Consider the following 21,147-nt stretch of genomic DNA (forward strand, 5'->3'; position numbering starts at 1 on the left):
CGTATAAAGGAAGCATATTGTCTACATCGCCTGAAGCGCGGCTTACTCCATCATTATCGGCGTCTCCCAGCATAAAAAAAGTGATTGCACCTAAGTTCTCTTGGCGCTTTTTGTTGCCCAATTATTGGCTAATTTGGTTTGGCGTGCTCATTTTATATAGCCTGACGTGGCTACCCTTTGGTCTTATTAAAATGTTAGGTTTGGGCTTTGGGAAGGTAATTAAGCGAGTTGCGCCAAAACGCGTGAAAGTGGCAAGGCGCAATCTTGAACTTTGTTTTAAAGACTGGTCAAGTGCGCATGTAGAAGCGGTAATAAACGCCAATATTAATAGAACCGGCATGGCATTGTTTGAAACTGCAATGGGCTGGTGGTGGCCAAGCTGGCGCGTGCAAAAGCACTGTACAGTAGAGGGCTACGAGGCAGTTCAAGAAGTATTAGACAGCGGTAAGGGAGTGTTTGGACTGGCCCTACATAACGTAAATCTAGAAATGGCGTGTAGAGGCCTAGGTTACAAACACAAATCAATTGCCTTTTATCGCAAGCATAACAATCCACTAATTGATTATTTACAATATAAAGGACGCACCCGCTCAAATAAATATTTTATAGATAAACGCAACGCTAAAGCGCTTATTCAGGCGATGAACGCGGGCGAGCTGTGCTTATATTTGCCCGATCAAGACTATGGTGCTAAGCAGTCTTTGTTTGTGCCTTTTGGCGGGGTCAGTAAAACTGCTACTACCGGCGCTACCCTCATGTTTGCTAGTAGAACCGACGCAGTGCCGTTTCTTATTACCTCGCAATACACAAATACAGGCTATGTGATTAAGTTTGTTTCAGCTCTTGAATACCTTGCCGATAAACAACTTAGTAAAGAAGAAGCGTTAACATTGCTCAATGCTGATATTTTAAAAGCCATTGAGCAGCAGCCTGAGAGTTACCTATGGATGCATAAACGTTTTAAAACGCGTCCAAGCGATGCGCCTGAATCACTTTATAAATAATCATTACGCCTTAAGCTTACCGTAATTGCTAGTAAAGTAGCGGCAGCGCTTAAGTCATTACCGTGCGCTAGTCGGATTATTTACGCAATAATTGCTAAAAAAGTAATGGATCCTTTCAGTCTTATTAACAGCGCCGTTAGAGCAATTGGCAAGAAAATTACTATAAAGTTAGTCGCGCAACAGTGCTAAAAATTAAGATAGTTTACCCAAACAAGGTATCGAAAACGTGCTGTACGTCTTTAAGGCTTTGTACCAGCTTCTTACTTAATTTATCCCCGCCGCGAACCAGCTTTCTATTGGCCAACTGTACTCTGTGCGTGGCATGGCGCAAGGTTAAATAGGCGTTTGTTAGGTTTTTCATCTGGGTATCATCAATTGTATCAATGGATTGCAAAGATTCAAGCAGGCGCAAGTTATCTGACCATTTTGTTATTTGAGGCTGCTTATGGGCGTTGGCTAAAATCCAGAATTGCACCATAAACTCAACGTCTACTATGCCGCCCCTAGTTTGCTTTATATCGATGAGATCAGGTATTTTAGACTCTAAGTGGCTGCGCATTTTTTCACGCATCTCTAGCACCTGTTGTTTAAGTTCGCGGTTGTCTCGCTGTTTGCACAGTATTGCATGGCGAATTTGGTCAAATTTTAAGGCCAGGCTCGCGTTTCCAACCACTACGCGGCTTCTAACTAAAGCTTGATGCTCCCAGGTCCAGGCGTCTGTTTCTTGATAGCGTTCAAAGGTGTCGATATGACTCACCAGCAGGCCAGAATTGCCAGAAGGGCGCAAGCGTAAGTCTATGTCGTATAAAATACCGTTGTAGGTTTTGGTGGTGCATATATGGCAAATTCGCTGCACGAGCTTGATATAAAACTCTTGGTTTGATATTTGTTTACGCGTGCCGGTATTGTCTGTACTAAGCGACAGGTCGGCGTTGTGCGTAAATACAATATCAAGATCTGAGTCATAGCTTAGCTCAATGCCACCAAACTTGCCGTAGGCGATTAGGGCTAGCTGTTTCGTTTCGCCCGATGGCAAAATAGCGTGCCCAAATAGGCTCACAATTTGCTGCCAGGCCAAATCAATCACCTGCTGCATAATGACTTCGGCCAGCAGCGTTAGCTTGTCGCTAACTTGATTAATCGCTAAGGTGCCCGATATGTCAGCCGCGGCGATACGAAGCTGGTTGGTGTGTTTAAATTCGCGCAGCCGGTCCATGATTTGTTCTTCGTCTTTTACATCAACCCTAAGCATAAATTGACGAAGTTGATCTGCGCACTGGTCTTTGTATTGGGCTAAAGAAAGCGCGTTTTTGTCTAGATAAAGCGGGTGTAGCAACTCGTCAAGCAATATAGGATATTGGGCAATTTGCTGGGCTACCCAAAGGCTTTTTTTACACAGGTGCAGCAAACGGTGACGCACCTGAGGGTACTCAAGTAGCAAATCGATGTACGTAACACGCCCGCTGATCGTTTGTAAAATGTCAAACACACCTTGGGCTTGGTCGGTAAATACGTCGTCGTCAAATTCACCTTCAACAAGGACCATTTCACACAGCAATAGCGGCATTAGTTTATTGATCGAATTAAGGGCGCGTGGGCTTACCCCAGCGCGTTCGGTTTTTTTCTTGAATTTTAAGATATGGTCAATAAAGATTACAGCGGCTTCTTCATTTAATTGCTCTTCAAGCGCTTCAATAGCTTCTTCTTTTTGCAGTGAGAGCTGCCAAATATCGTCAAGCGCATCTGCTATTAATGAATGAGCGTGTGTATTTACCGCGTTACTGGTATCACTTTCGTCACCGGCGTCACTGGCGTTGTTGCGTTTATCAGCGGCTGCACGAATACTAGGGGCTTGGAGTTTATTTGCGTCATTCACAATACTGTTAAAAACCAGATGGATGCGCGCCATACAGCCACTTATATTGGCCCTTGACTGCGCATAGTCGCTATCGCCTAATAGTGTGCGTAAACGCGCTTGATTGTCGCGCACGCTGGCTTCGTCGCTTTTACTGCTAAAATGGGGCAGTGTTTGCGTTTGCTCGTCATTGAATATTTGTAAATAATGTTCAACCTGGCGTAAGTATAAGTAGTCATCCTTAAGCTGGCGCATATCTACATCACCGGTGAGCGCCGAGCTTTGCACCGCCTGCATCGACGCTAATATAGAGCTTAATTGGCAATTGAGATGCCTGCCGGCATGAATTAGCTGCAGGCTTTGTATAAAGAACTCTACCTCTCTAATGCCGCCTTCGCCGAGCTTAATATTGTGGTTAATTTGCCGGCGCCGCACTTCTTTTTCTATCAAACCTTTCATTTCGCGAATAGATTCAATGGTGGTGAAGTCGATATATTTTCGGTAAACAAAGGGTCTTATAATATCATGCAGGCTCTGGTTGTAAGGAGTGTCATTTACAATGCGCATTTTTTGCATGGCAAAGCGCTCCCACTGGCGGCCTTGCTCTTGGTAGTAGCTTTCAAGTGCGCTAAACGGCAGCACCAGTGGACCGCTGTCTCCCATTGGCCTTAGGCGCATGTCTACTCGGTAGGCGAAGGCGTCTTGGGTTATTTGGTCTAGCATGGTAATCAGTTTTTGTGCCAAACGGGTAAAAAACACTTGGTGTTCTATCGACTTCTTACTGACTGTGTGGCCTTGCGTTTCGCCTTGTTCTGGGTAGGTGAAAATAAGGTCAATGTCAGATGAAAAGTTAAGCTCGTTACCGCCTAGCTTGCCCATTGCTATGATTAACAATGGCTGATTGTTTTGAGGCGCGCCATAGCGCTTGCATAAAGCAGCATATAGACAGTTATGGGCGGCGTTAATAATGCTATTGGCGAGTCGTGACACCGCTAGCAAGGAAGTTTCAATGCTTTGCAATTTATGAATATCAAAAAATGCAATTTCTAACATGTGAATGTGGCGGAAACGGCGCACCAAAGTGCCAGCTTCAATCTCTAAAGCTTGCGGCGTGGGCGCGGTATCTGAAAGCGCAGATAGTTGCTCACTTAACTGCCGATGCGCGCTGGTATAGAAAGAAATATCGATCAAGTTTCCTGGTGTACTTACACTCTCAAACGCGCTATTTATGTTGCTTAAAATTTGCGAAAAAGCATGTGGATACTGCAATGCCACTTTTTTAATGAAGTCACTGTAGGCAAACGCGGTCACTATTTTGTCTTCATAGCGTAGCAGTAATTCGATTGGCAAAGCTTGCTCAATAAAATTTTGCTCTAGTAGTCCAAAATCAGTGCTGGCTTGTTGTAATTGTTTTTCCATCGCTTCTTTCTCATTACAATGCGTTAATACGCCGTGAGTAGTGTAAGCTAAAACCTCAGGCAATATCGAGAATAAATATAATAATAGGGTAGTAAGTATGGATCAGCTGATTAAACTGGTGGCGATTGAAAACGACTTGGCTATTTATCTTGTTATAGACATCGCCATTGCTGTGGCGATGCTGTTTGTTATTCGCACCCTTTCAGGCTTGTTTACTAAAGTAAATGTGAAGCGAGAACTAGGTGAAAGAGATAATTTTGCCTTTGGCATAAGTTTAGCAGGCCGCTTGCTGTCGCTCACTATTGTGCTGTCGGCGGTGGTAGGTCGCCAGGTGGGTATGGGCTATGTAGCTGCCGCTATCAGTATGCTGCTGTTTGGGGGCTCGGGTATTGTGCTAGTTAGACTAGGACGCTACGCACATGACAAAATAGTGCTGCATCGGCTTGATAGAGGCCAGATGATCACCGATAAAAACGTGTCGGTAGCCCTAGTAGATGCCAGCGCTGCTATTGCCAGCGCAATTATCACCAAAAGTATTATTGAATGGTCGGTTGGGATTGACATAAACGCCTTTATTGCCCTGTTTTCGGCTGTCATTGTAGTGCTGTTGGTTTTATTATTTGCCACGCGAGTGTACGAGTATAACTTTAGAGAAAACAACCAAGACAACTCATTCCAGAAAACACTATGCGACGGTCAAATTGCGCTAGCCATACAGCATGGCGGTAATTTGATAGGCATTGCTATTGCCGTTTCCACTGCAAGTAAAGTGCTGGTGTATTCGCCTACCGGCTACGTGAGCAACATAACAGGCTGGTTAATAGTGGGCTTAGCCTTTGCGGTGTTATTAATGTTACTCACCAGTATTACTAAGCGTATAGTCTTGGCTGGGATTAACCGGCGCGACGAAGTGGTATTGCAGCATAATATTGGGGTGGCGAGCATTGAAGCGGTGCTGTCAGTGGGCATTGCCATATTGTTTAGTAATGTGTTTTTTCAGGGGATTTATTAGTGCGCGTAGTGCGCGCTTCGGATAGCTTGTATTAACAGGTAATTAACGAATGCGTAAACGGTAGTGCAGTGCGCTGAGTGATAATGGCGACTTTACTCGCCTTGGACTGTTTTTTTAACCATAATTCAGCCTGCATGGCGGTGCGTCTATCGGGTAATTCAATGCAGTATTTAAGCGTAAGCGGCCCTTTACCTTTGAGTGCCTTAGCGCATTTGAGGCTGTTGCTACTATGTTCTTCTAGCCTGCGCTGCCAGTTAAGGCTAATGCCGGTATATAAATGTTTGTGCTTGGTTTCTAGCACATATAAAAACCAAGGGCTTGGCGGCGTTTCACTGTTATCTGTCATGTTGGTTTGCTGGCATTTATAAAGGGTAGGTATTCTCACAAAATTTGCGGCGTCAGGCAAGGTTACGCGCTTAATTTGTGCAAAATATGAGGGACGCAATCGCATTGCCGTTTACGATAAAACTTATCGCTGCTGCCTCTAATAAGTACCCCATATGTCTGTTGAAAAAGGAACTAAAATGAAACACACCTACCACATACACAAAATGACCTGCAAGGGTTGTCGTGATCACGTAGCGCAAACACTTTCTAAAGTGAGAGGTGTTGCCAATGCGTCAGTCGATTTAGAAAAAGCACAGGCAACTATTGAGATGAAGTCTCACATTCCCATTGAAACCTTTCAAAAAGCGATGGAGCAGGACGGCGGCAAGTATAGTATTCATAAACTTGGAGAAGAGCCTAAAACGTCAGAAGCCAAAAAGGAAAAACCCAAAGGAAAAGAAACGGGCACATTTTATTGCCCTATGCACTGTGAGGGCGATAAAACCTATGACAAACAGGGCGACTGTCCGGTATGCGGAATGGATTTGGTGCCTTTACAAGCAGATGCTTCTTGTGAAGAGAAGACCTATAAAAAGCTCTTAAATAAATTTTGGATAGCATTAGGGTTTACTTTACCGATTTTCTTGATTGCGATGAGCGAGATGATCCCTAATAATCCACTTTATGATGTGATGGAACAAAAGTGGTGGAATTGGGTTCAGTTTGTACTGTCAATTCCCGTTGTGTTTTATGCCACTTGGATGTTCTTTGAGCGTGCCTATAAAAGTATAAAAACGTGGAACCTCAACATGTTCACACTCATTGGCATTGGCGCCAGCGTGGCGTGGTTATTCAGTGTTTTCGGAATATTGTTCCCAGATTTCTTCCCAGCCCAATTCAAAACCGACTTTGGCGCCGTACACGTCTATTTTGAAGCGGCCACGGTAATTCTTACCTTAGTATTAATGGGGCAGGTTTTAGAAGCAAGAGCACACAGCAAAACGAATTCAGCCGTAAAAGAATTGCTGAAAATTGCACCCAACAAAGCCGTGCGTGTTGTCAATGGCACTGAAGAAGAAGTTGCCATCGATAAAATTCAAAAGGGCGATATTTTACGCGTTAAACCAGGTGAAAAAATTCCTGTAGACGGCGTCATTACCGAAGGTAACACCACCGTTGATGAATCTATGATTTCAGGCGAGCCTATTCCCGTCGATAAAACACAAGACGATAAAGTAAGCAGTGGCACTATAAATGGCAATCAATCTTTTTTAATGAAAGCCGAAAAAGTGGGCAGCGAGACCTTACTTTCTCAAATCATACATATGGTAAACGATGCCAGTCGCAGTCGCGCGCCTATTCAAAAATTAGCAGACAGCGTGTCAGGATATTTCGTGCCAGTGGTGGTGATAATTTCTGTCATCACGTTTGCCGTTTGGGCCATTTGGGGACCAGAGCCCGCGTATGTATTTGCCTTGGTCAATGCTATCGCTGTATTGATTATTGCCTGTCCTTGCGCATTGGGCTTAGCAACGCCTATGTCGGTAATGGTTGGTGTGGGTAAAGGCGCTCAAAATGGCGTGTTGATTAAAAATGCCGAAGCGCTTGAAAAATTAGACAAAGTAGACATGCTTATTGTCGATAAAACAGGTACGCTTACCCAAGGAAAACCAAGCGTTGAAAAAATAGGTGTATTTGCTTCAAATTTCAGCCAAAGCGACGTACTGCATTTTATTGCATCGCTAAATAGTGCCAGTGAGCATCCACTGGCTGTGGCCACCGTAAAATATGGCAAGCAACAAAAAGTCGACATTTCAAAAACTGAAAATTTTAGTGCCGTAACCGGAAAAGGAGTGGAAGGAAGCGTTGATGGCAAAAAACTCGCTTTAGGAAACGCCAAAATGATGGAGTATGCAAACGCGACTATTTCTGCAGACATGCAAGCCGAGGCACAGTCTTTTCAAAAACAAGGCAAAACCGTTTCTTATTTAGCCATAAGTGGTGAAGTAGCGGGGTATGTCGTTATTGGTGATAAAGTTAAAGCAAACAGTGCTAAGGCTATTAAGGCACTACAAGATAAAGGCATTGCGGTGATAATGCTCACCGGCGATAACCACGACACCGCCCAGGCAGTGGCCAATGAACTCAATCTTGCTGATTTTAAAGCGGAAATGTTGCCAGAAGACAAACTTAAAGAAGTCACAAAATTACAGCAACAAGGCAAGGTTGTGGCAATGGCTGGCGATGGTATAAACGACGCGCCAGCACTCGCAAAAAGTGATGTTGGTATTGCCATGGGAACGGGGACTGATGTTGCCATTGAGAGCGCAATGATTACACTGGTTAAAGGAGATTTGCAGGGTATTGTAAAAGCTAAGAATTTAAGTCACGCCGTGATGTATAACATTAAACAGAACCTGTTTTTTGCTTTAATTTACAATACTCTGGGTATTCCTATAGCAGCCGGATTATTATACCCGTTTTTCGGAATACTATTATCGCCTATGATTGCAGCGCTTGCTATGAGCTTTAGCTCAGTTTCTGTCATTGCAAATGCACTACGGTTAAAAACAAAATCAATAAATTAATAACTATCAAAACCAGACAAAGATGGGTTCTGTTATTTTTTCTTTTTATGAACACTCCAACGGTGTGATTTTCGTAGGAATAAACTACCCATAACAATTTTATTGTTGACTAATGACACCATAATTGAGACTACGTCCGTTCATACAGGCAAAGAAAAAAAGGCTTATATACTCATGATCACACAAGATTTTCATATCGCCGCGGTTGAAGGAAACATTGGCGCTGGTAAGTCATCATTATTAGTAAAACTACAGACTTCATTGAATAATTTGCAAACTAATGGCAAACAGTGGAAGGTATTATATGAAGAGGTTGAGAGTGATCCAATGTTCCAAAAGTTGCTATTGGATTTCACGCAAGACCCAAAGAAGCGAATTAACTTTCAGCGCTACATAACACAAAGACGCGCTGAGGTCTGTGAGGATCTAGACACACATTATAACTATATAATTGAGCGTTCATTGTTTAGTGATTTGATATTTTGTCAGGCTAATTTGATGGAGGCTTGTCGACCAGATGGTAAAGATTTGGATTACTATTATGATATTGAAGACAGGTTAACTGATTACCCTTTGGTGTCCGCTGTGGTTTATTTACGCACGGATCCGAAAGTGTGTTTTGATAGAATGCAAAGCCGAGCGCGCAGCCAAGAAGAGGGTACACCACTTAACTACATAACGCTTTTATCGGGTATGCATGATGTGATGCTGCCACAAATATGCGCTAAGTATAATACTTCATTGATCATCCATGATTGGACATATTTTGGTTGTGCTGAGTCATTAGCAAGACGAATAGTGAGCGCGATAACTTAACTATTACTCTATGTATTTTGCCACGGTCTGATCTGCTTCGCCGCCGCACTAAAGCATATGCTCATTATTTAGGTAGCTGTTAGTTCGCCCTTAAATGCTTCAGTATTTCACAATCTTTAATTTGCTCATGATCACAACAATTCGCCAGTGTTTTCAAGTTTCGCTCTAGCTGCTCCAATTCATATTGGGCAACGCGTATTTTCTCAAGTTGCTGAAAAATTATTGTATCAACTTGCCTGCACGGCGCGTTGCCACTGCCCTGCACAACAACCAGTCGCTTTATGTCAGCCAGTGGAATACGTAACTCTTTGCAACGGCGAATGAATTTTAACGATGTTACATCTTGTTCATGATAATACCTGTACCCATTACCACTACGTTTCGCCTTTGGCAGTAAACCAATATCTTCGTAGTAGCGAATGGTTTTAGCGCTTACCCCTGTAAAACTTGCCAATTGTTTTATTTTCATTTCTGCTTGACCTTCTTGTAACTGGAAGCTTTATTCTACACGCAATCTATAGCAAAGTAACGAGAAGCAATTGAGTGAGTGCTGCGGCGTTAATGCCCAAGATAAAGAACAGCGGACTTTACTGTGGACTGTGCTTGCGCTGAATGGCGCTATGTTCTTTGTGGAGTTCATCGCTGGGTGGATAGGTCAATCTAGCGGTTTAATGGCAGACTCATTAGATATGTTAGCCGACGCTATGGTTTATATGGTGAGCTTATATGCTGTGGGTAAAGCGATTCAGTATAAAGCTAAAGCGGCATTGTTTAATGGCTGCTTACAATTGTTACTCGCCGCTTTGATCCTCATTGGTGTGGCTGTGCGCCTTGTGGTAGGCAGTGAGCCGCAAACGGGAATTATGTTTTGGATATCGCTACTCGCTCTTCTAGTTAACCTGTTCTGCTTTATCTTGCTGTATCGTTATCGAAGCGGTGATATCAACATGCGCGCCAGCTGGATTTGCTCGCGTAACGACATGATAGCCAATGTGGGCGTTATCATATCGGCTGCTTTGGTGCTGCGGTTCAACTCCTCTATTCCCGATTTAGTGATAGGCACCGTTATTGCCTTGGTGATCGTAAAGTCCTCTTTGAAAATTGTCAGAGAATCCAGAGAAATACTTAAAGATGAGGATAAAGCTAAGCCATCGTACTGCGATTAATTGTCAAATTATCGCTAATATTGGCTATGACGCTATAGTTGCTATGGGCTCGATTGTTATCAAAGATGTGCCTAGCTTGTCAATAGTGGTGGGTAAGCCTGCAAAAGTGATTAAAACACGCTACTATAGTTATCTACATTACCCACGGTATATAAGGAATTTATGCAAAAGTCATGCTTATCTAAAAACACGGTTTGTGTTGTATCTGCTAACGTTTGTTTGTATTTGTTATGCTTGACTTAAGCACCGCTGCAAAGGCGCTGGCGAAGAAAAATAACATTACTTTATGATTTAGTCAGCACTGGGAATACCTGTTGGCACTTTTTTGCTGAATGTTATTTTCGTGTTCTATTACTCACCGCAACTTACAAACATAAGACGCATATATGAAGATTCTAGTTACCGGCGCCGCTGGTTTTATTGGCGCCCACACCGCACGTCACCTCTTAGATATGGATATTGAAGTGCTTGGCATAGACAACATAAACGATTATTACGACACTAGTCTTAAGAATGCCCGCCTCGACTGGGTTAACAGCCATGCAAAAGCAGCTAAGTTCACCTTCATTAAAATGGACGTGGCGGATAGAAGCGCCATAGAAGCTTTGTTTGCCCAGCATCTGTTTACGCATGTCATTCACTTAGCCGCGCAGGCGGGCGTGCGCTTTTCAATTACCAATCCTCACGCCTATGTAGATTCTAACCTAGTTGGTTTTGTAAACATATTGGAAGGCTGCAGGCACAACAAGGTTGAGCATTTATGCTACGCCTCTAGCAGCTCTGTGTATGGCGCGAATGAGTCTATGCCGTTCTCGGTTGAAGATGCGGTAGACCATCCTGTGTCATTATACGCGGCAAGCAAAAAAGCCAATGAGCTAATGGCGCATACCTATAGCCACTTATATAATTTACCCACAACTGGCCTGCGCTTTTTCACCGTTTACGGACCTTGGGGTCGCCCCGATATGGCCCCGTTCAAATTCACCAAAGCCATTAGCGAAGGTCAGCCTATTGACGTTTACAACTACGGTGAGCACAGACGCGATTTCACCTATATAAACGACATTGTGCAGGGCGTTATTCAAACCACTATGCACATAGCCGCGCCAAATGAGCAGTGGAACGCCAAAGCACCCAGCGCCAGCAGCAGCAAAGCGCCCTATAGAGTGTATAATATTGGCGCGCAAACACCGGTTCATTTATTAACGTTTATCGAGACGATTGAAAAAGCGCTGGGGAAAACCGCGGTCAAGAATTTATTGCCTATGCAGCCAGGAGATGTACCAGATACTTACGCAGATGTTGAGTCTTTGGTGGATGCCGTAGGTTATCGGCCCAGCACTGGGCTTGATGAAGGCATTGAGGCCTTTGTTGCTTGGTATAAGGATTTTTATAAGGTGTGAGACTACATTGTAAACCCTGAGGCATTTGAATTTACTCCACAAGCTGCAAATCAACGAACTCTTTATACACTTCGCTTGCCTCATAAAGCTCATGATGCTTCCCGCGGGCGATAATATTGCCTTTGTCTAATACTAGAATTTCGTCGGCATTGACTACCGTAGATAGTCTGTGAGCGATAATGATCGTGGTTTTTTGCTGCATAAGCTGCTCAAGCGCTTTTTTCACAAACTGTTCGCTGCTGGCATCGAGTGCGCTTGTGGCCTCATCGAGCAATAGAATTGGGCGGTTTGCGACGATGGCGCGTGCAATGGCTATGCGCTGCTTTTGTCCACCGCTGAGTTTTACGCCGCGTTCCCCCAGTTCACTGTGGTAGCCTTGTGGGAGCTGCTCTATAAATTCGTCAGCAAAGGCCATTTTGGCAGCTTCTTTAATATCGTCTTCACTGGCGTTTGGATTTGAAAAGCCGATATTTTCACTTACGCTGCCGGCAAATATGACCGCGTCTTGCGGCACCAAAGCAAAGTGTTTACGCACTTCGTGAAGGGGAAGCTGTTTAATTGGCTGGCCGAATAGCTGAATTTCACCATTGTCGACGTCGTAGAATCTAAGCAGCAGTTCAAACAAGGTCGATTTACCAGCGCCGCTGTGACCAACAATGGCAACGCGTTTGCCGCTGGCAACGTCAAAGCTTACATTATTAATAACTTTGCTGTTTGGTTTTTGAGCGTTTGCGTTAGTTCCTTCTTCAAATTCACCCTTGTTATTCGACTTAGCAAGTGCCGCAGTTTTCGAAGATGATAGCGTGTTCGTTGATTGAACTTGTGAATTTTGGCTTGCTGATGAGCTTGGCGTTTGATGACTCTGTGATGGCGTATTTTTCTTGCCACGCATTTTCGAAAACCGTGATTGTTTCTCTTCTTTTGGGGTAAGCAGTTCGATGCTAGCCCCCGGATAAGTAAAGTCTATGTTACTGATTGAAAGCGCTACTTCGCTCCTGTCTTGAGGGTTTATTTCGCTTAGCACAGCCCTTGAAACTTCTTTAATAGCAGGCATTTCCTGCATAAGCTCAATAATACGCTCTGAGGCCCCGGCGGCCTTTTGCAGTTCGCCAATAACCTCACTGATTGTGGCAATAGCACCACCTGCGAGCACCGCGTAAAATACAAAGGCGGTTAGCTCACCGGCGCTAATCTTTTCATCAATAACCATCAGTGCGCCCATGTAGGCGACGATGAAAATAGCGGTCATGCTAATTACCATGACAATGGCAATTAGCAGTGCTCTAAAATGGATGCGCTTGCGGGCCTGATGCATTACGCCTTCTACTTTACCGGCAAATAAAGTGCTGCTGGCGTGTTCGTGATTATAAGCCTGCAAGGTATGAATTTCATGCAGGCTTTCGTCTATCATACCGCCTACTTGGGCCACCTTGTCTTGGCTGAGTTTGCTGTGTATTCGCACTTTATTGCCCAATACGCGAATAGGAATAAGCATGAGCGGCACCGCAATAAAGACTAAAATAGTTAAGGTGAAACTGGTAATAGACATTAGCACCAGCGCGCCCACGAACATGACAATTGAGCGCAGTGCCATGGAAACACCTGTGCCTACAACTGATTGAAGCAAGGTGGTGTCGCTGGTAAAGCGTGAAATAATCTCCCCCGTGCGGGTGTTTTCAAAAAAGCTTGGGGTAAGGGTGACTAAGTGTGAAAAAAGTGACTTTCTGATGTCGGCGCATACACGCTCGCCTAGCCATACCATCCAATAAAATCGAAAATAAGTGGCAATGCTGCCAAATACAACAACGCCTATCACGATGAAGAGCGCTTGCTCAAGGGCGTCTTTGTTGCTGGCAATAAAGCCCTGATCAACCACATATTTTATACCTTGACCGAGCAACAGCCAGGCCAGTGAGCTCAGTATTAAGGCGGTTAGCGCTATAGCGACCTGCTTTTTATAAGGCCTTAAATGACCAAACAGCCATTTTATGATTGAACTGCTGGTTTGTCGCGGCGCTGCGGCGTTTAATTGCGCAGCGGTGGCTTTACTTTGTGAAGTGCTAATATGATTAATTCCTAACAAGTAATAATAACGGCCGGGTTAATACAGGTATATGGGGGCTACTTAAAGATTTTCCAATCAACTTCTGTTGATAGCAAGAGTTCGCGTAAAGACAGCGCGCGCGGAATACCTTTGCCTCTGACATTCCAACAGTGACCAGCGCAGGCAGCTACGATGATGTTTTTAGTGGGTTTGAGCAGTAAATACTTAGCTTGTTTAGGCACAATGTCAAAGTACTCACCACTTTTAGAAAACCAGCCAAACTTATTTAAATGCAGCCTGTCGGATTGCATAATATCAATGCAGTCAAGCTCTATGTGGGTTACACCTAAAGACTCTACAAATATAGGCACAACGTCACCAAGCCTCGCGGTTTGGCTATACCATGTTAGCGTGCGATCTGGTGTTTGTGAACTCAAAGGGCATTTGCTACTTTGCTTCGACTGCCAGCTTCCGTTGTGCACATCTACCGAAATAGGGGCTTTGCCGTTCAGCAAATGCATGGTGGCGTTTCTAATATGATGACTTAAGCCTTTTAGCTTTCGTTTTAGTAAGCTAGGATCGCTTATTGTGCTGTTAGCCAAGACCTGCAGTTCACGCTCATACAAGGCATTGCTAAGCTCGGCAAAGTTTGGGTACTTTGCCGATAGCGAAAAAATAGTCTCTTGATGCGTGCTGTCGTTAACTGCCATTTATATTTAGTGCTGCCCTTTAATCTCGCTGCGTCCGTTGTAAACGGCCTTTTCGCCTAGCTCTTCTTCAATGCGCAATAGCTGGTTATATTTAGCCACGCGGTCTGAACGACACAGCGAGCCTGTTTTAATTTGGCCGGCCGATGTACCTACTGCTAAATCGGCAATGGTGGCGTCTTCAGTTTCGCCGCTTCTGTGTGAAATAACTACGGTGAAACCAGCGTCTTTGGCCATTTTAATGGCGTTTAAGGTTTCGGTTAACGAGCCTATTTGATTGAATTTAATCAGTATGCTATTGCCAACGCCGTTGTCTATGCCGCGCTTTAATATTTTGGTGTTGGTGACGAATAAATCATCGCCTACTAGCTGTGCTTTGTCGCCTAATATTTTGGTTAAATATGCCCAGCCGTCCCAGTCACTTTCATCTAAACCATCTTCTATCGAGAGTATGGGGTAGCTTGTGGTGAGGTCGGCTAAGTAATCGCTAAAGCCGTTCGAGTCGAAAGATTTGCCTTCCCCGCCTAGCACATATTTGCCATCTTTATAAAACTCAGAGGCAGCGCAGTCTAGCGCTAGCGTTATGTCTTCATTCATTTTATAGCCAGCGTTTTCAACCGCGGTCACAATAATAGAAAGCGCTTGGGCGTTAGAAGTGAGGTTAGGTGCAAAACCGCCTTCATCACCAACCGCGGTGCTTAAGCCTTTTTCATTTAACAGTTTTTTCAAGCTATGGAAAATTTCGGCGCCCATTCTTAAGGCTTCTTTGAAGCTTTTAGCGCCTACGGGTTGCACCATAAACTCTTGAATATCTACGTTATTATCGGCATGCTCGCCGCCGTTTATAATATTCATCATGGGCACCGGCATTGAATACTGGCCAGGCGTGCCGTTAATATCGGCAATGTGCGCATATAAAGGCTTACCCATGCTAATGGCTTGTGCTTTTGCGACCGCCAATGAAACCGCTAAGATTGCATTTGCACCCAGTACTTCTTTGTTCTCAGTGCCGTCTAAGTCAATCATAGTGTGATCTACTTTGGCTTGATCGCCAGCGTCTAGGCCTATAACTGCTTTGGCAATTTTATCATTTATGGCGCTGACTGCTTTTAGTACGCCTTTGCCCAAGTAGCGTGCTTTGTCACCGTCGCGCAGCTCAAGTGCCTCGCGTGAACCGGTTGACGCACCAGAAGGGGCAGCGGCGCGGCCCATAGCGCCGCAGTCTAAATGTACGTCGGCTTCTACGGTGGGGTTGCCTCTAGAGTCTAATATTTCGCGTCCAACGATTCGGCTAATTTTGGCCATGGAATTTCCTTTTATAGCTTAGCTAATTAATGATTTTCTTTTTTATATTTACCCGCGGCGGCTACAAATCCGGTGAATAGCGGGTGCCCGTCGCGCGGTGTTGAATTAAACTCTGGGTGAAACTGACCGGCAATGTAAAACGGATGATCTTCTAATTCAATGACTTCTACAAGTGCTTTGTCGTTAGATAAACCGCTCACAACAAGGCCGGCCTTTTCAATTTCGCCGCGTAAGTTGTTGTTTACTTCATAGCGGTGACGATGGCGTTCATGAATTTGGGTCGCGCCATACACTTTTGCCACTTTTGAACCTTCAACAAGATGACAAAGCTGACTGCCTAGACGCATTGTGCCGCCCAAATCGGTGGTAATATCTCTGACCTCTCTGCTGCCGTCGGCGTCAAGCCACTCGGTAATTAGACCGATAACAGGGAAGGGTGTGTCGTGGTCAAACTCAGTGCTGTTAGCGTCTTCCATACCGGCCACGTTGCGTGCATATTCAATGTACGCAACCTGCAGGCCTAAGCATATTCCTAAGTAGGGCACGTTGTTGGTGCGCGCATAATGTGCGGCGGTTATTTTGCCTTCAATGCCGCGTTCGCCAAATCCGCCCGGTACTAATATGGCGTCTAAGTTAGTCAGAATTTCAGCGCCTTTGCTTTCAAGATCTTGCGAGTCGATGTATTTTATATTCACGGTAAGGCGGTTTTTAAGACCTGCGTGCTTTAAGGCTTCGTTTACCGATTTGTAGGCGTCGGGTAGGGCAACGTATTTGCCGACCATGCCTATATTAACTTCATCTACTGGGTTTGATTCAGCGTATAATACCTGTTCCCATTCGCTTAAGTCAGCCTCGGGGCAGTCGTAGCCAAAGCGTTTAACCACAATTTCGTCCATACCTTGTGCTTTTAACGCGGCGGGGATGCGGTAAATACTGCTGGCGTCGCGCAGTGAAATAACCGCCTTTTCGACTACATTAGTAAATAGTGCAATTTTGCTACGCTCGTTGTTCATAAGGGGAACCTCCGAGCGGCACACCAAAATGTCGGGCTGAATGCCTACCGAGCGTAATTCTTTTACTGAGTGTTGAGTCGGCTTTGTTTTGGTTTCCCCCGACGCGGCTAAATACGGCACCAAGGTTAAATGCATAAATAGGGTGTGATCGCGACCGCGTTCAACGCCAAGCTGGCGTATAGCTTCAATAAAAGGCTGCGATTCAATATCACCCACGGTGCCGCCGATTTCAACAATGGCAATATCGTAGCCTTCAGCGCCCGCTATTATACGGCGTTTAATTTCGTTGGTAATGTGCGGAATAACCTGAATGGTGGCGCCTAAATAATCGCCTCTGCGTTCGCGTTTAATCACTTCTTCATATATGCGGCCGGTGGTGAAGTTATTGCGGCGTGTCATGCGGGTGCGAATGAAGCGCTCGTAGTGACCTAGGTCAAGGTCGGTCTCGGCGCCGTCGTCGGTAACAAATACCTCGCCGTGTTGAATAGGGCTCATAGTGCCTGGATCAACGTTTATGTAAGGGTCGAGTTTTAACATGGTAACGTTTAGGCCGCGCGCTTCTAAAATAGCGGCCAGAGACGCTGCAGCAATCCCTTTACCTAGCGATGAAACAACGCCACCGGTGACGAAAATATAATTTGTCATCTTCTTCCTAACAATCAGATTTATGAAGAGTGCTGGGCTTACTGGCCATATTAAAAGGTATAAATAGTCGCGTTTACACGCTATTGCCCATTAAAGTATGTATTTGAAAAGCCAGTGCAAAACACTTATTTGAGACAGTTAGAATACCGCCCTTGTTGGATAAGTAGTATACCTACATTTACACTGTTTAGTAAGTCAAAATTTGGGGCAGTATTCTTATAAATGGTGCATCTAGCAGTTCATCAAAGCAAGTTTTGTTTGAAGAAAAAAGTAGCAATCGACCTAAAGTCGCCATAAGCAAGGTGAAATCAAAAAGGGATCCTCCTCCATATTTGTAACATACACAACGTCATCCTTACGAAGGCCGTCATTCTTGCGACAGCAAGAACCACCGAAACACCACACTTAAACTAAAAACCATCCTTGTCAATATACTCTGAATAGTATATTTTCACTGCTCAATTGAAAAGGAATTCAATAATGAAACAACCATGTGTTTACATCACAACAAACCGCCACAATACAACCCTATACATTGGCGTGACCAGTAATTTGGTCCAGCGTATTTATCAACATAAAATCAAATTATTCAAGGGCTTTACTGCGCAGTATAACGTTGACAAGCTTGTATATTTTGAACAGTTTGAAGATATGGAAAGCGCCATTACTCGTGAAAAACGGTTGAAAGTATGGAAAAGAGATTGGAAAAACCGGCTTATTAATGAGATGAATCCTTGTTGGAAAGAGTTGTATTTTGATTTGATGTGTTGAGGGTGTCCTTGCCTTCGCAAGGATGACGCGGTGGATGTTTGGGGGTCCTTGCCTTCGCAAGGGTGACGCGGTGGATGTTTCAAACCTAGATGACGCGGTGGATGTTTGGGGGGTCCTTGCCTTTGCAAGGGTGACGCGGTGGATGTTTCAAACCTAGATGACGCGGTGGATGTTTGGGGGGTCCTTGCCTTTGCAAGGATGATGCGGTGGATGTTTCAAACCTAGATGACGCGAGGATGTTACTTATCCTCATTCAAACGAGCTTTCAATTGATACAGCATCGCTTGGCTTTCGCGTGGGCTAAGGGAGTCTAAATCTAATGCGGTAAGGGCGGTTTCTAGCCAATGTGGCTCGTCTAGCAAAATACTAAGTTGTCTATTGGCGTCTGCTTCGCTACTGTTTTTTGCCTGTTTCTTTTTGGGCCGTTTAGGTGAGCTTAAGGGCTCATTGTCTTCAAGCTGCTCGAGCTTTTGCTTAGCTAAATCTATCACCGCTTTTGGCACACCCGCCAGCTTCGCCACTTGAATACCAAAGCTACCGCTGGCGGCGCCTTGTTCAATGGTATGCATAAACTTAATATCTTCGCCGTATTCAAGCGCGGTAACATGCACGTTTTCCACGGTTGAAAATAGCTCGGCAAGTTCAGTTAATTCAAAATAGTGCGTGGCGAATAAGGTGAAGCTTTTGGTTTTTTCAGCAAGCTCTTGGGCGCAGGCCCAGGCAAGAGATAAGCCGTCGAAGGTGCTAGTGCCACGGCCTATTTCATCCATAAGCACTAGGCTGTTAGATGTGGCATTGTGCATAATGTTGGCGGTTTCAGTCATTTCTACCATGAAGGTAGAGCGGCCAGAGGCAAGGTCGTCGGCGGCGCCTATGCGGGTGAATATTTGATCGATAGGGCCTATTTTGGCCTCGGTCGCTGGCACAAAGCAGCCTATGTAGGCCAAGATCACGATAAGCGCGGTTTGGCGCATATAGGTCGATTTCCCGCCCATGTTGGGGCCCGTCACCATTAACATGCGGCGTTTATTGTCCATGTAAATAGGGTTGGCAATAAACGGGGCCTGCATCACTTTTTCTACCACTAAATGGCGACCGTTATTGTAAGAAAGAGTATTTTCCTTGACCAGTTCAGGCTGATATAAATGCAGGCTGTTGGCGCAGTGAGCAAAGTTTGTCATTACGTCAAGCTTAGCAATGTGGGCTGCGCTGTTTAGCAAACTTGAAAGCTGCGGAATAATAACGTCGAATAAATCTTCATATAGGCGTTTTTCTAAGGCGAGGGCCCGGCTTTGGCTGGTCAGGACTTTGTCTTCATGATCTTTTAGTTCTGGAATAATATAGCGCTCATTGTTTTTGAGCGTTTGTCTTCTTATATAATCAGCGGGTACCTGAGCGCTGTTAGCACGACTTACCTCTATATAAAAACCATGCACTTTATTGTAGTTAACTTTGAGTGTACTGATGCCCGTGCGCTCTCGTTCGCGGGCCTCTAACTGGTGTAGGTAGTCGGTTGCGCCGTCGGCTAAATCGCGTAAATGGTCAAGCTCTTCGTTGAAGCCAGGTCTTATAACACCGCCGTCTCTTAGTACAACGGGCGGGTTGTCTATTATCGCTTGTTCAAGTAACAAAGCGAGCTGGGGGTATTCGCTAATGTGGGTTTTGTATAGCTTGATGTGTTGATTCGATGCTTCACCTGAATCATCTTTTGAATGTCCATCTGGCAAATGACTTACAGAATCAGTCACTAAGCCTTGTAATAAATGCTGCAGATTCGGCAGGCTCGATAGCGCAATTGACAGGCGAGCAAAGTCTCTTGGCCTTGCACTTCTTAATGCTACTCTTGCTAAAATTCGCTCTACGTCGCCTATCTGCTTTAAAACGTCTTGAAATTCTTCTAAATCTTCACCTAACAGGCTGTTTATAAGGCTATGGCGATGGGCTATCTCGTGGTGGCTAGTGGTGGGCCTGTGTAAATAACGCTGCAGTAAACGCGAGCCCATGTTAGTAGAAGTATGGTCAATCGCCGCTAACAAAGTATGCTGCGTGCTGCCAGACAAGGTGCGCGTAAGCTCTAAGTTTTGCTGAGTGGCAGCGTCCATCAATAAACTGTCGGTAAGTGACTCTTGATGAATGGCGCTTATGTGCACAAGCGAAGTACGCTGAGTTTCATTAATATATTGTAGAACACAGCCTGCGCTGCGAATTCCCACCGCCTTGGTGTTTATGCCAAAACCGTCTAGGTTGTGGGTGTCAAACTGTTGATTAAGTTTACTAATAGCGGTTTGGTGATCAAATTCCCACTCGGGTCTTTTTCTTTTGCCATTTATGTTGTTTAAAAGGTGCACAAAACTGGCACCTTCTGGATAAAGTAGTTCAGTGGGCTTTATACGCGCTAAATTAGCCTGTAAAGCTTGCTCAGACTGGCAGTCAAGAAAGTTAAAACGCCCAGATGCAAGCTCTATGTAGGCAATGCCAAAGGTATGACTTGTGTTGTTTTCGCCACTGTTTACACTATTAGCACTGTGTCGTTTTTTTTTGCTCGCGCAAACCGCCGCTAAGACCGATTCACTACGCTCGTCTAACAACGCTTCATCTGTAATAGTGCCTGGGGTCAGAATACGCACAACTTTGCGATCAACCGGTCCTTTGGAGGTGGCCGGATCGCCCACTTGTTCGCAAATAGCGACCGAAAGGCCCATCTTAACCAGTTTAGCTAAGTAATTTTCAGCGGCGTGATAAGGTACACCGGCCATAGGAATTGGGTCGCCATTGGCTTTGCCTCTAGCGGTAAGCGAAATATTCAGTAGCTGAGAGGCTTTTTTCGCGTCGTCAAAAAAAAGCTCATAAAAATCGCCCATTCTATAAAATAGCAGCTGTTCGGGGTGCTCAGCTTTTATTTTAAGATACTGGGTCATCATTGGCGTATTTTCAGGTTTGTTAGACATATTTATTATTATCTTTTTAATGTGTGGCGAAAATGTAAGAGGACGACGCGATATTTACTTTATTTTAAAACGCCACTGGCAGTTTAACCATGGTGAGTCTTAATGACCATAGATAAGCACTTTT

The 21,147-nt window shown here is 44.7% G+C and carries 15 protein-coding genes; 7 read left to right on the forward strand and 8 right to left on the reverse strand.

All coding sequences use genetic code 11. From position 1 onward, the window contains the following. The first annotated feature begins 17 nt into the window (after positions 1 to 17). Positions 18 to 1,004, forward strand: coding sequence for an LpxL/LpxP family Kdo(2)-lipid IV(A) lauroyl/palmitoleoyl acyltransferase (gene lpxL, locus BAE46_RS05700; protein WP_006004628.1), 987 nt, complete (start codon positions 18 to 20; stop codon positions 1,002 to 1,004). Positions 1,005 to 1,206: 202 nt separating this feature from the next. Here the strand turns inward: lpxL and glnE are convergent, their stop codons facing one another. Continuing rightward, the gene (gene glnE / locus BAE46_RS05705; RefSeq protein WP_070111940.1) at positions 1,207 to 4,278 is read right to left on the reverse strand and encodes a bifunctional [glutamate--ammonia ligase]-adenylyl-L-tyrosine phosphorylase/[glutamate--ammonia-ligase] adenylyltransferase; all 3,072 of its coding nucleotides are present in this window, start codon (positions 4,276 to 4,278) and stop codon (positions 1,207 to 1,209) included. A 97-nt stretch (positions 4,279 to 4,375) separates the two neighbouring features. On the opposite strand from glnE, the gene BAE46_RS05710 reads away from it, so the two are divergent. Next, entirely contained in the window at positions 4,376 to 5,290 is a 915-nt protein-coding gene (locus BAE46_RS05710) for a DUF350 domain-containing protein (protein ID WP_070111941.1), read from the forward strand. Between the two features lie 31 nt (positions 5,291 to 5,321). Here the strand turns inward: BAE46_RS05710 and BAE46_RS05715 are convergent, their stop codons facing one another. Beyond that, positions 5,322 to 5,636: a GIY-YIG nuclease family protein gene (locus tag BAE46_RS05715; protein WP_040520505.1), complete on the reverse strand. Its 315-nt coding sequence runs from the start codon at positions 5,634 to 5,636 to the stop codon at positions 5,322 to 5,324. A 178-nt stretch (positions 5,637 to 5,814) separates the two neighbouring features. Between BAE46_RS05715 and BAE46_RS05720 the strand changes: the two genes are divergently transcribed. Continuing rightward, entirely contained in the window at positions 5,815 to 8,205 is a 2,391-nt protein-coding gene (locus BAE46_RS05720; protein WP_070111942.1) for a heavy metal translocating P-type ATPase, read from the forward strand. Positions 8,206 to 8,379: 174 nt separating this feature from the next. Then, entirely contained in the window at positions 8,380 to 9,021 is a 642-nt protein-coding gene (locus tag BAE46_RS05725) for a deoxynucleoside kinase (RefSeq protein ID WP_006004639.1), read from the forward strand. Between the two features lie 79 nt (positions 9,022 to 9,100). On the opposite strand, the gene BAE46_RS05730 is transcribed toward BAE46_RS05725, so the two are convergent. Then, positions 9,101 to 9,490 carry a MerR family transcriptional regulator gene (locus tag BAE46_RS05730; RefSeq protein ID WP_070111943.1) on the reverse strand — a complete coding sequence of 130 codons (390 nt, stop codon included), beginning with the start codon at positions 9,488 to 9,490 and terminating at the stop codon, positions 9,101 to 9,103. 70 nt (positions 9,491 to 9,560) lie between these two features. Between BAE46_RS05730 and BAE46_RS05735 the strand changes: the two genes are divergently transcribed. Together BAE46_RS05735 and BAE46_RS05740 are read left to right on the forward strand one after the other, a co-directional pair. Then, a complete protein-coding gene (locus BAE46_RS05735; protein ID WP_006004644.1) occupies positions 9,561 to 10,187 on the forward strand; it encodes a cation diffusion facilitator family transporter in 627 nt (208 codons plus the stop codon). 386 nt (positions 10,188 to 10,573) lie between these two features. Further along, complete coding sequence (locus BAE46_RS05740; RefSeq protein ID WP_070111944.1) at positions 10,574 to 11,590, forward strand: NAD-dependent epimerase; 1,017 nt, start codon at positions 10,574 to 10,576, stop codon at positions 11,588 to 11,590. Between the two features lie 31 nt (positions 11,591 to 11,621). Here the strand turns inward: BAE46_RS05740 and BAE46_RS05745 are convergent, their stop codons facing one another. Genes BAE46_RS05745 through BAE46_RS05760 form a run of 4 tightly spaced genes read right to left on the reverse strand, consistent with a single transcriptional unit; the run spans position 11,622 to position 17,304 of the window. After that, positions 11,622 to 13,673 (reverse strand): ABC transporter transmembrane domain-containing protein, encoded by a 2,052-nt coding sequence (locus tag BAE46_RS05745; RefSeq protein ID WP_070111945.1) that lies wholly within the window; start codon positions 13,671 to 13,673, stop codon positions 11,622 to 11,624. Between the two features lie 38 nt (positions 13,674 to 13,711). Next, complete coding sequence (locus BAE46_RS05750) at positions 13,712 to 14,344, reverse strand: hypothetical protein (protein ID WP_006004651.1); 633 nt, start codon at positions 14,342 to 14,344, stop codon at positions 13,712 to 13,714. A 6-nt stretch (positions 14,345 to 14,350) separates the two neighbouring features. Next, complete coding sequence (gene eno, locus BAE46_RS05755; RefSeq protein WP_006004653.1) at positions 14,351 to 15,646, reverse strand: phosphopyruvate hydratase; 1,296 nt, start codon at positions 15,644 to 15,646, stop codon at positions 14,351 to 14,353. 26 nt (positions 15,647 to 15,672) lie between these two features. Continuing rightward, the gene (locus BAE46_RS05760) at positions 15,673 to 17,304 is read right to left on the reverse strand and encodes a CTP synthase (protein WP_006004655.1); all 1,632 of its coding nucleotides are present in this window, start codon (positions 17,302 to 17,304) and stop codon (positions 15,673 to 15,675) included. Positions 17,305 to 17,784: 480 nt separating this feature from the next. Between BAE46_RS05760 and BAE46_RS05765 the strand changes: the two genes are divergently transcribed. Beyond that, complete coding sequence (locus BAE46_RS05765) at positions 17,785 to 18,075, forward strand: GIY-YIG nuclease family protein (protein ID WP_070111946.1); 291 nt, start codon at positions 17,785 to 17,787, stop codon at positions 18,073 to 18,075. 239 nt (positions 18,076 to 18,314) lie between these two features. On the opposite strand, the gene mutS is transcribed toward BAE46_RS05765, so the two are convergent. Next, positions 18,315 to 21,023, reverse strand: coding sequence for a DNA mismatch repair protein MutS (gene mutS, locus BAE46_RS05770; protein ID WP_006004659.1), 2,709 nt, complete (start codon positions 21,021 to 21,023; stop codon positions 18,315 to 18,317). Positions 21,024 to 21,147 lie beyond the last annotated feature (124 nt).

It is taken from the genome of Glaciecola punicea (assembly GCF_001756615.1).
In the GTDB taxonomy this organism is placed as follows: domain Bacteria; phylum Pseudomonadota; class Gammaproteobacteria; order Enterobacterales; family Alteromonadaceae; genus Glaciecola; species Glaciecola punicea.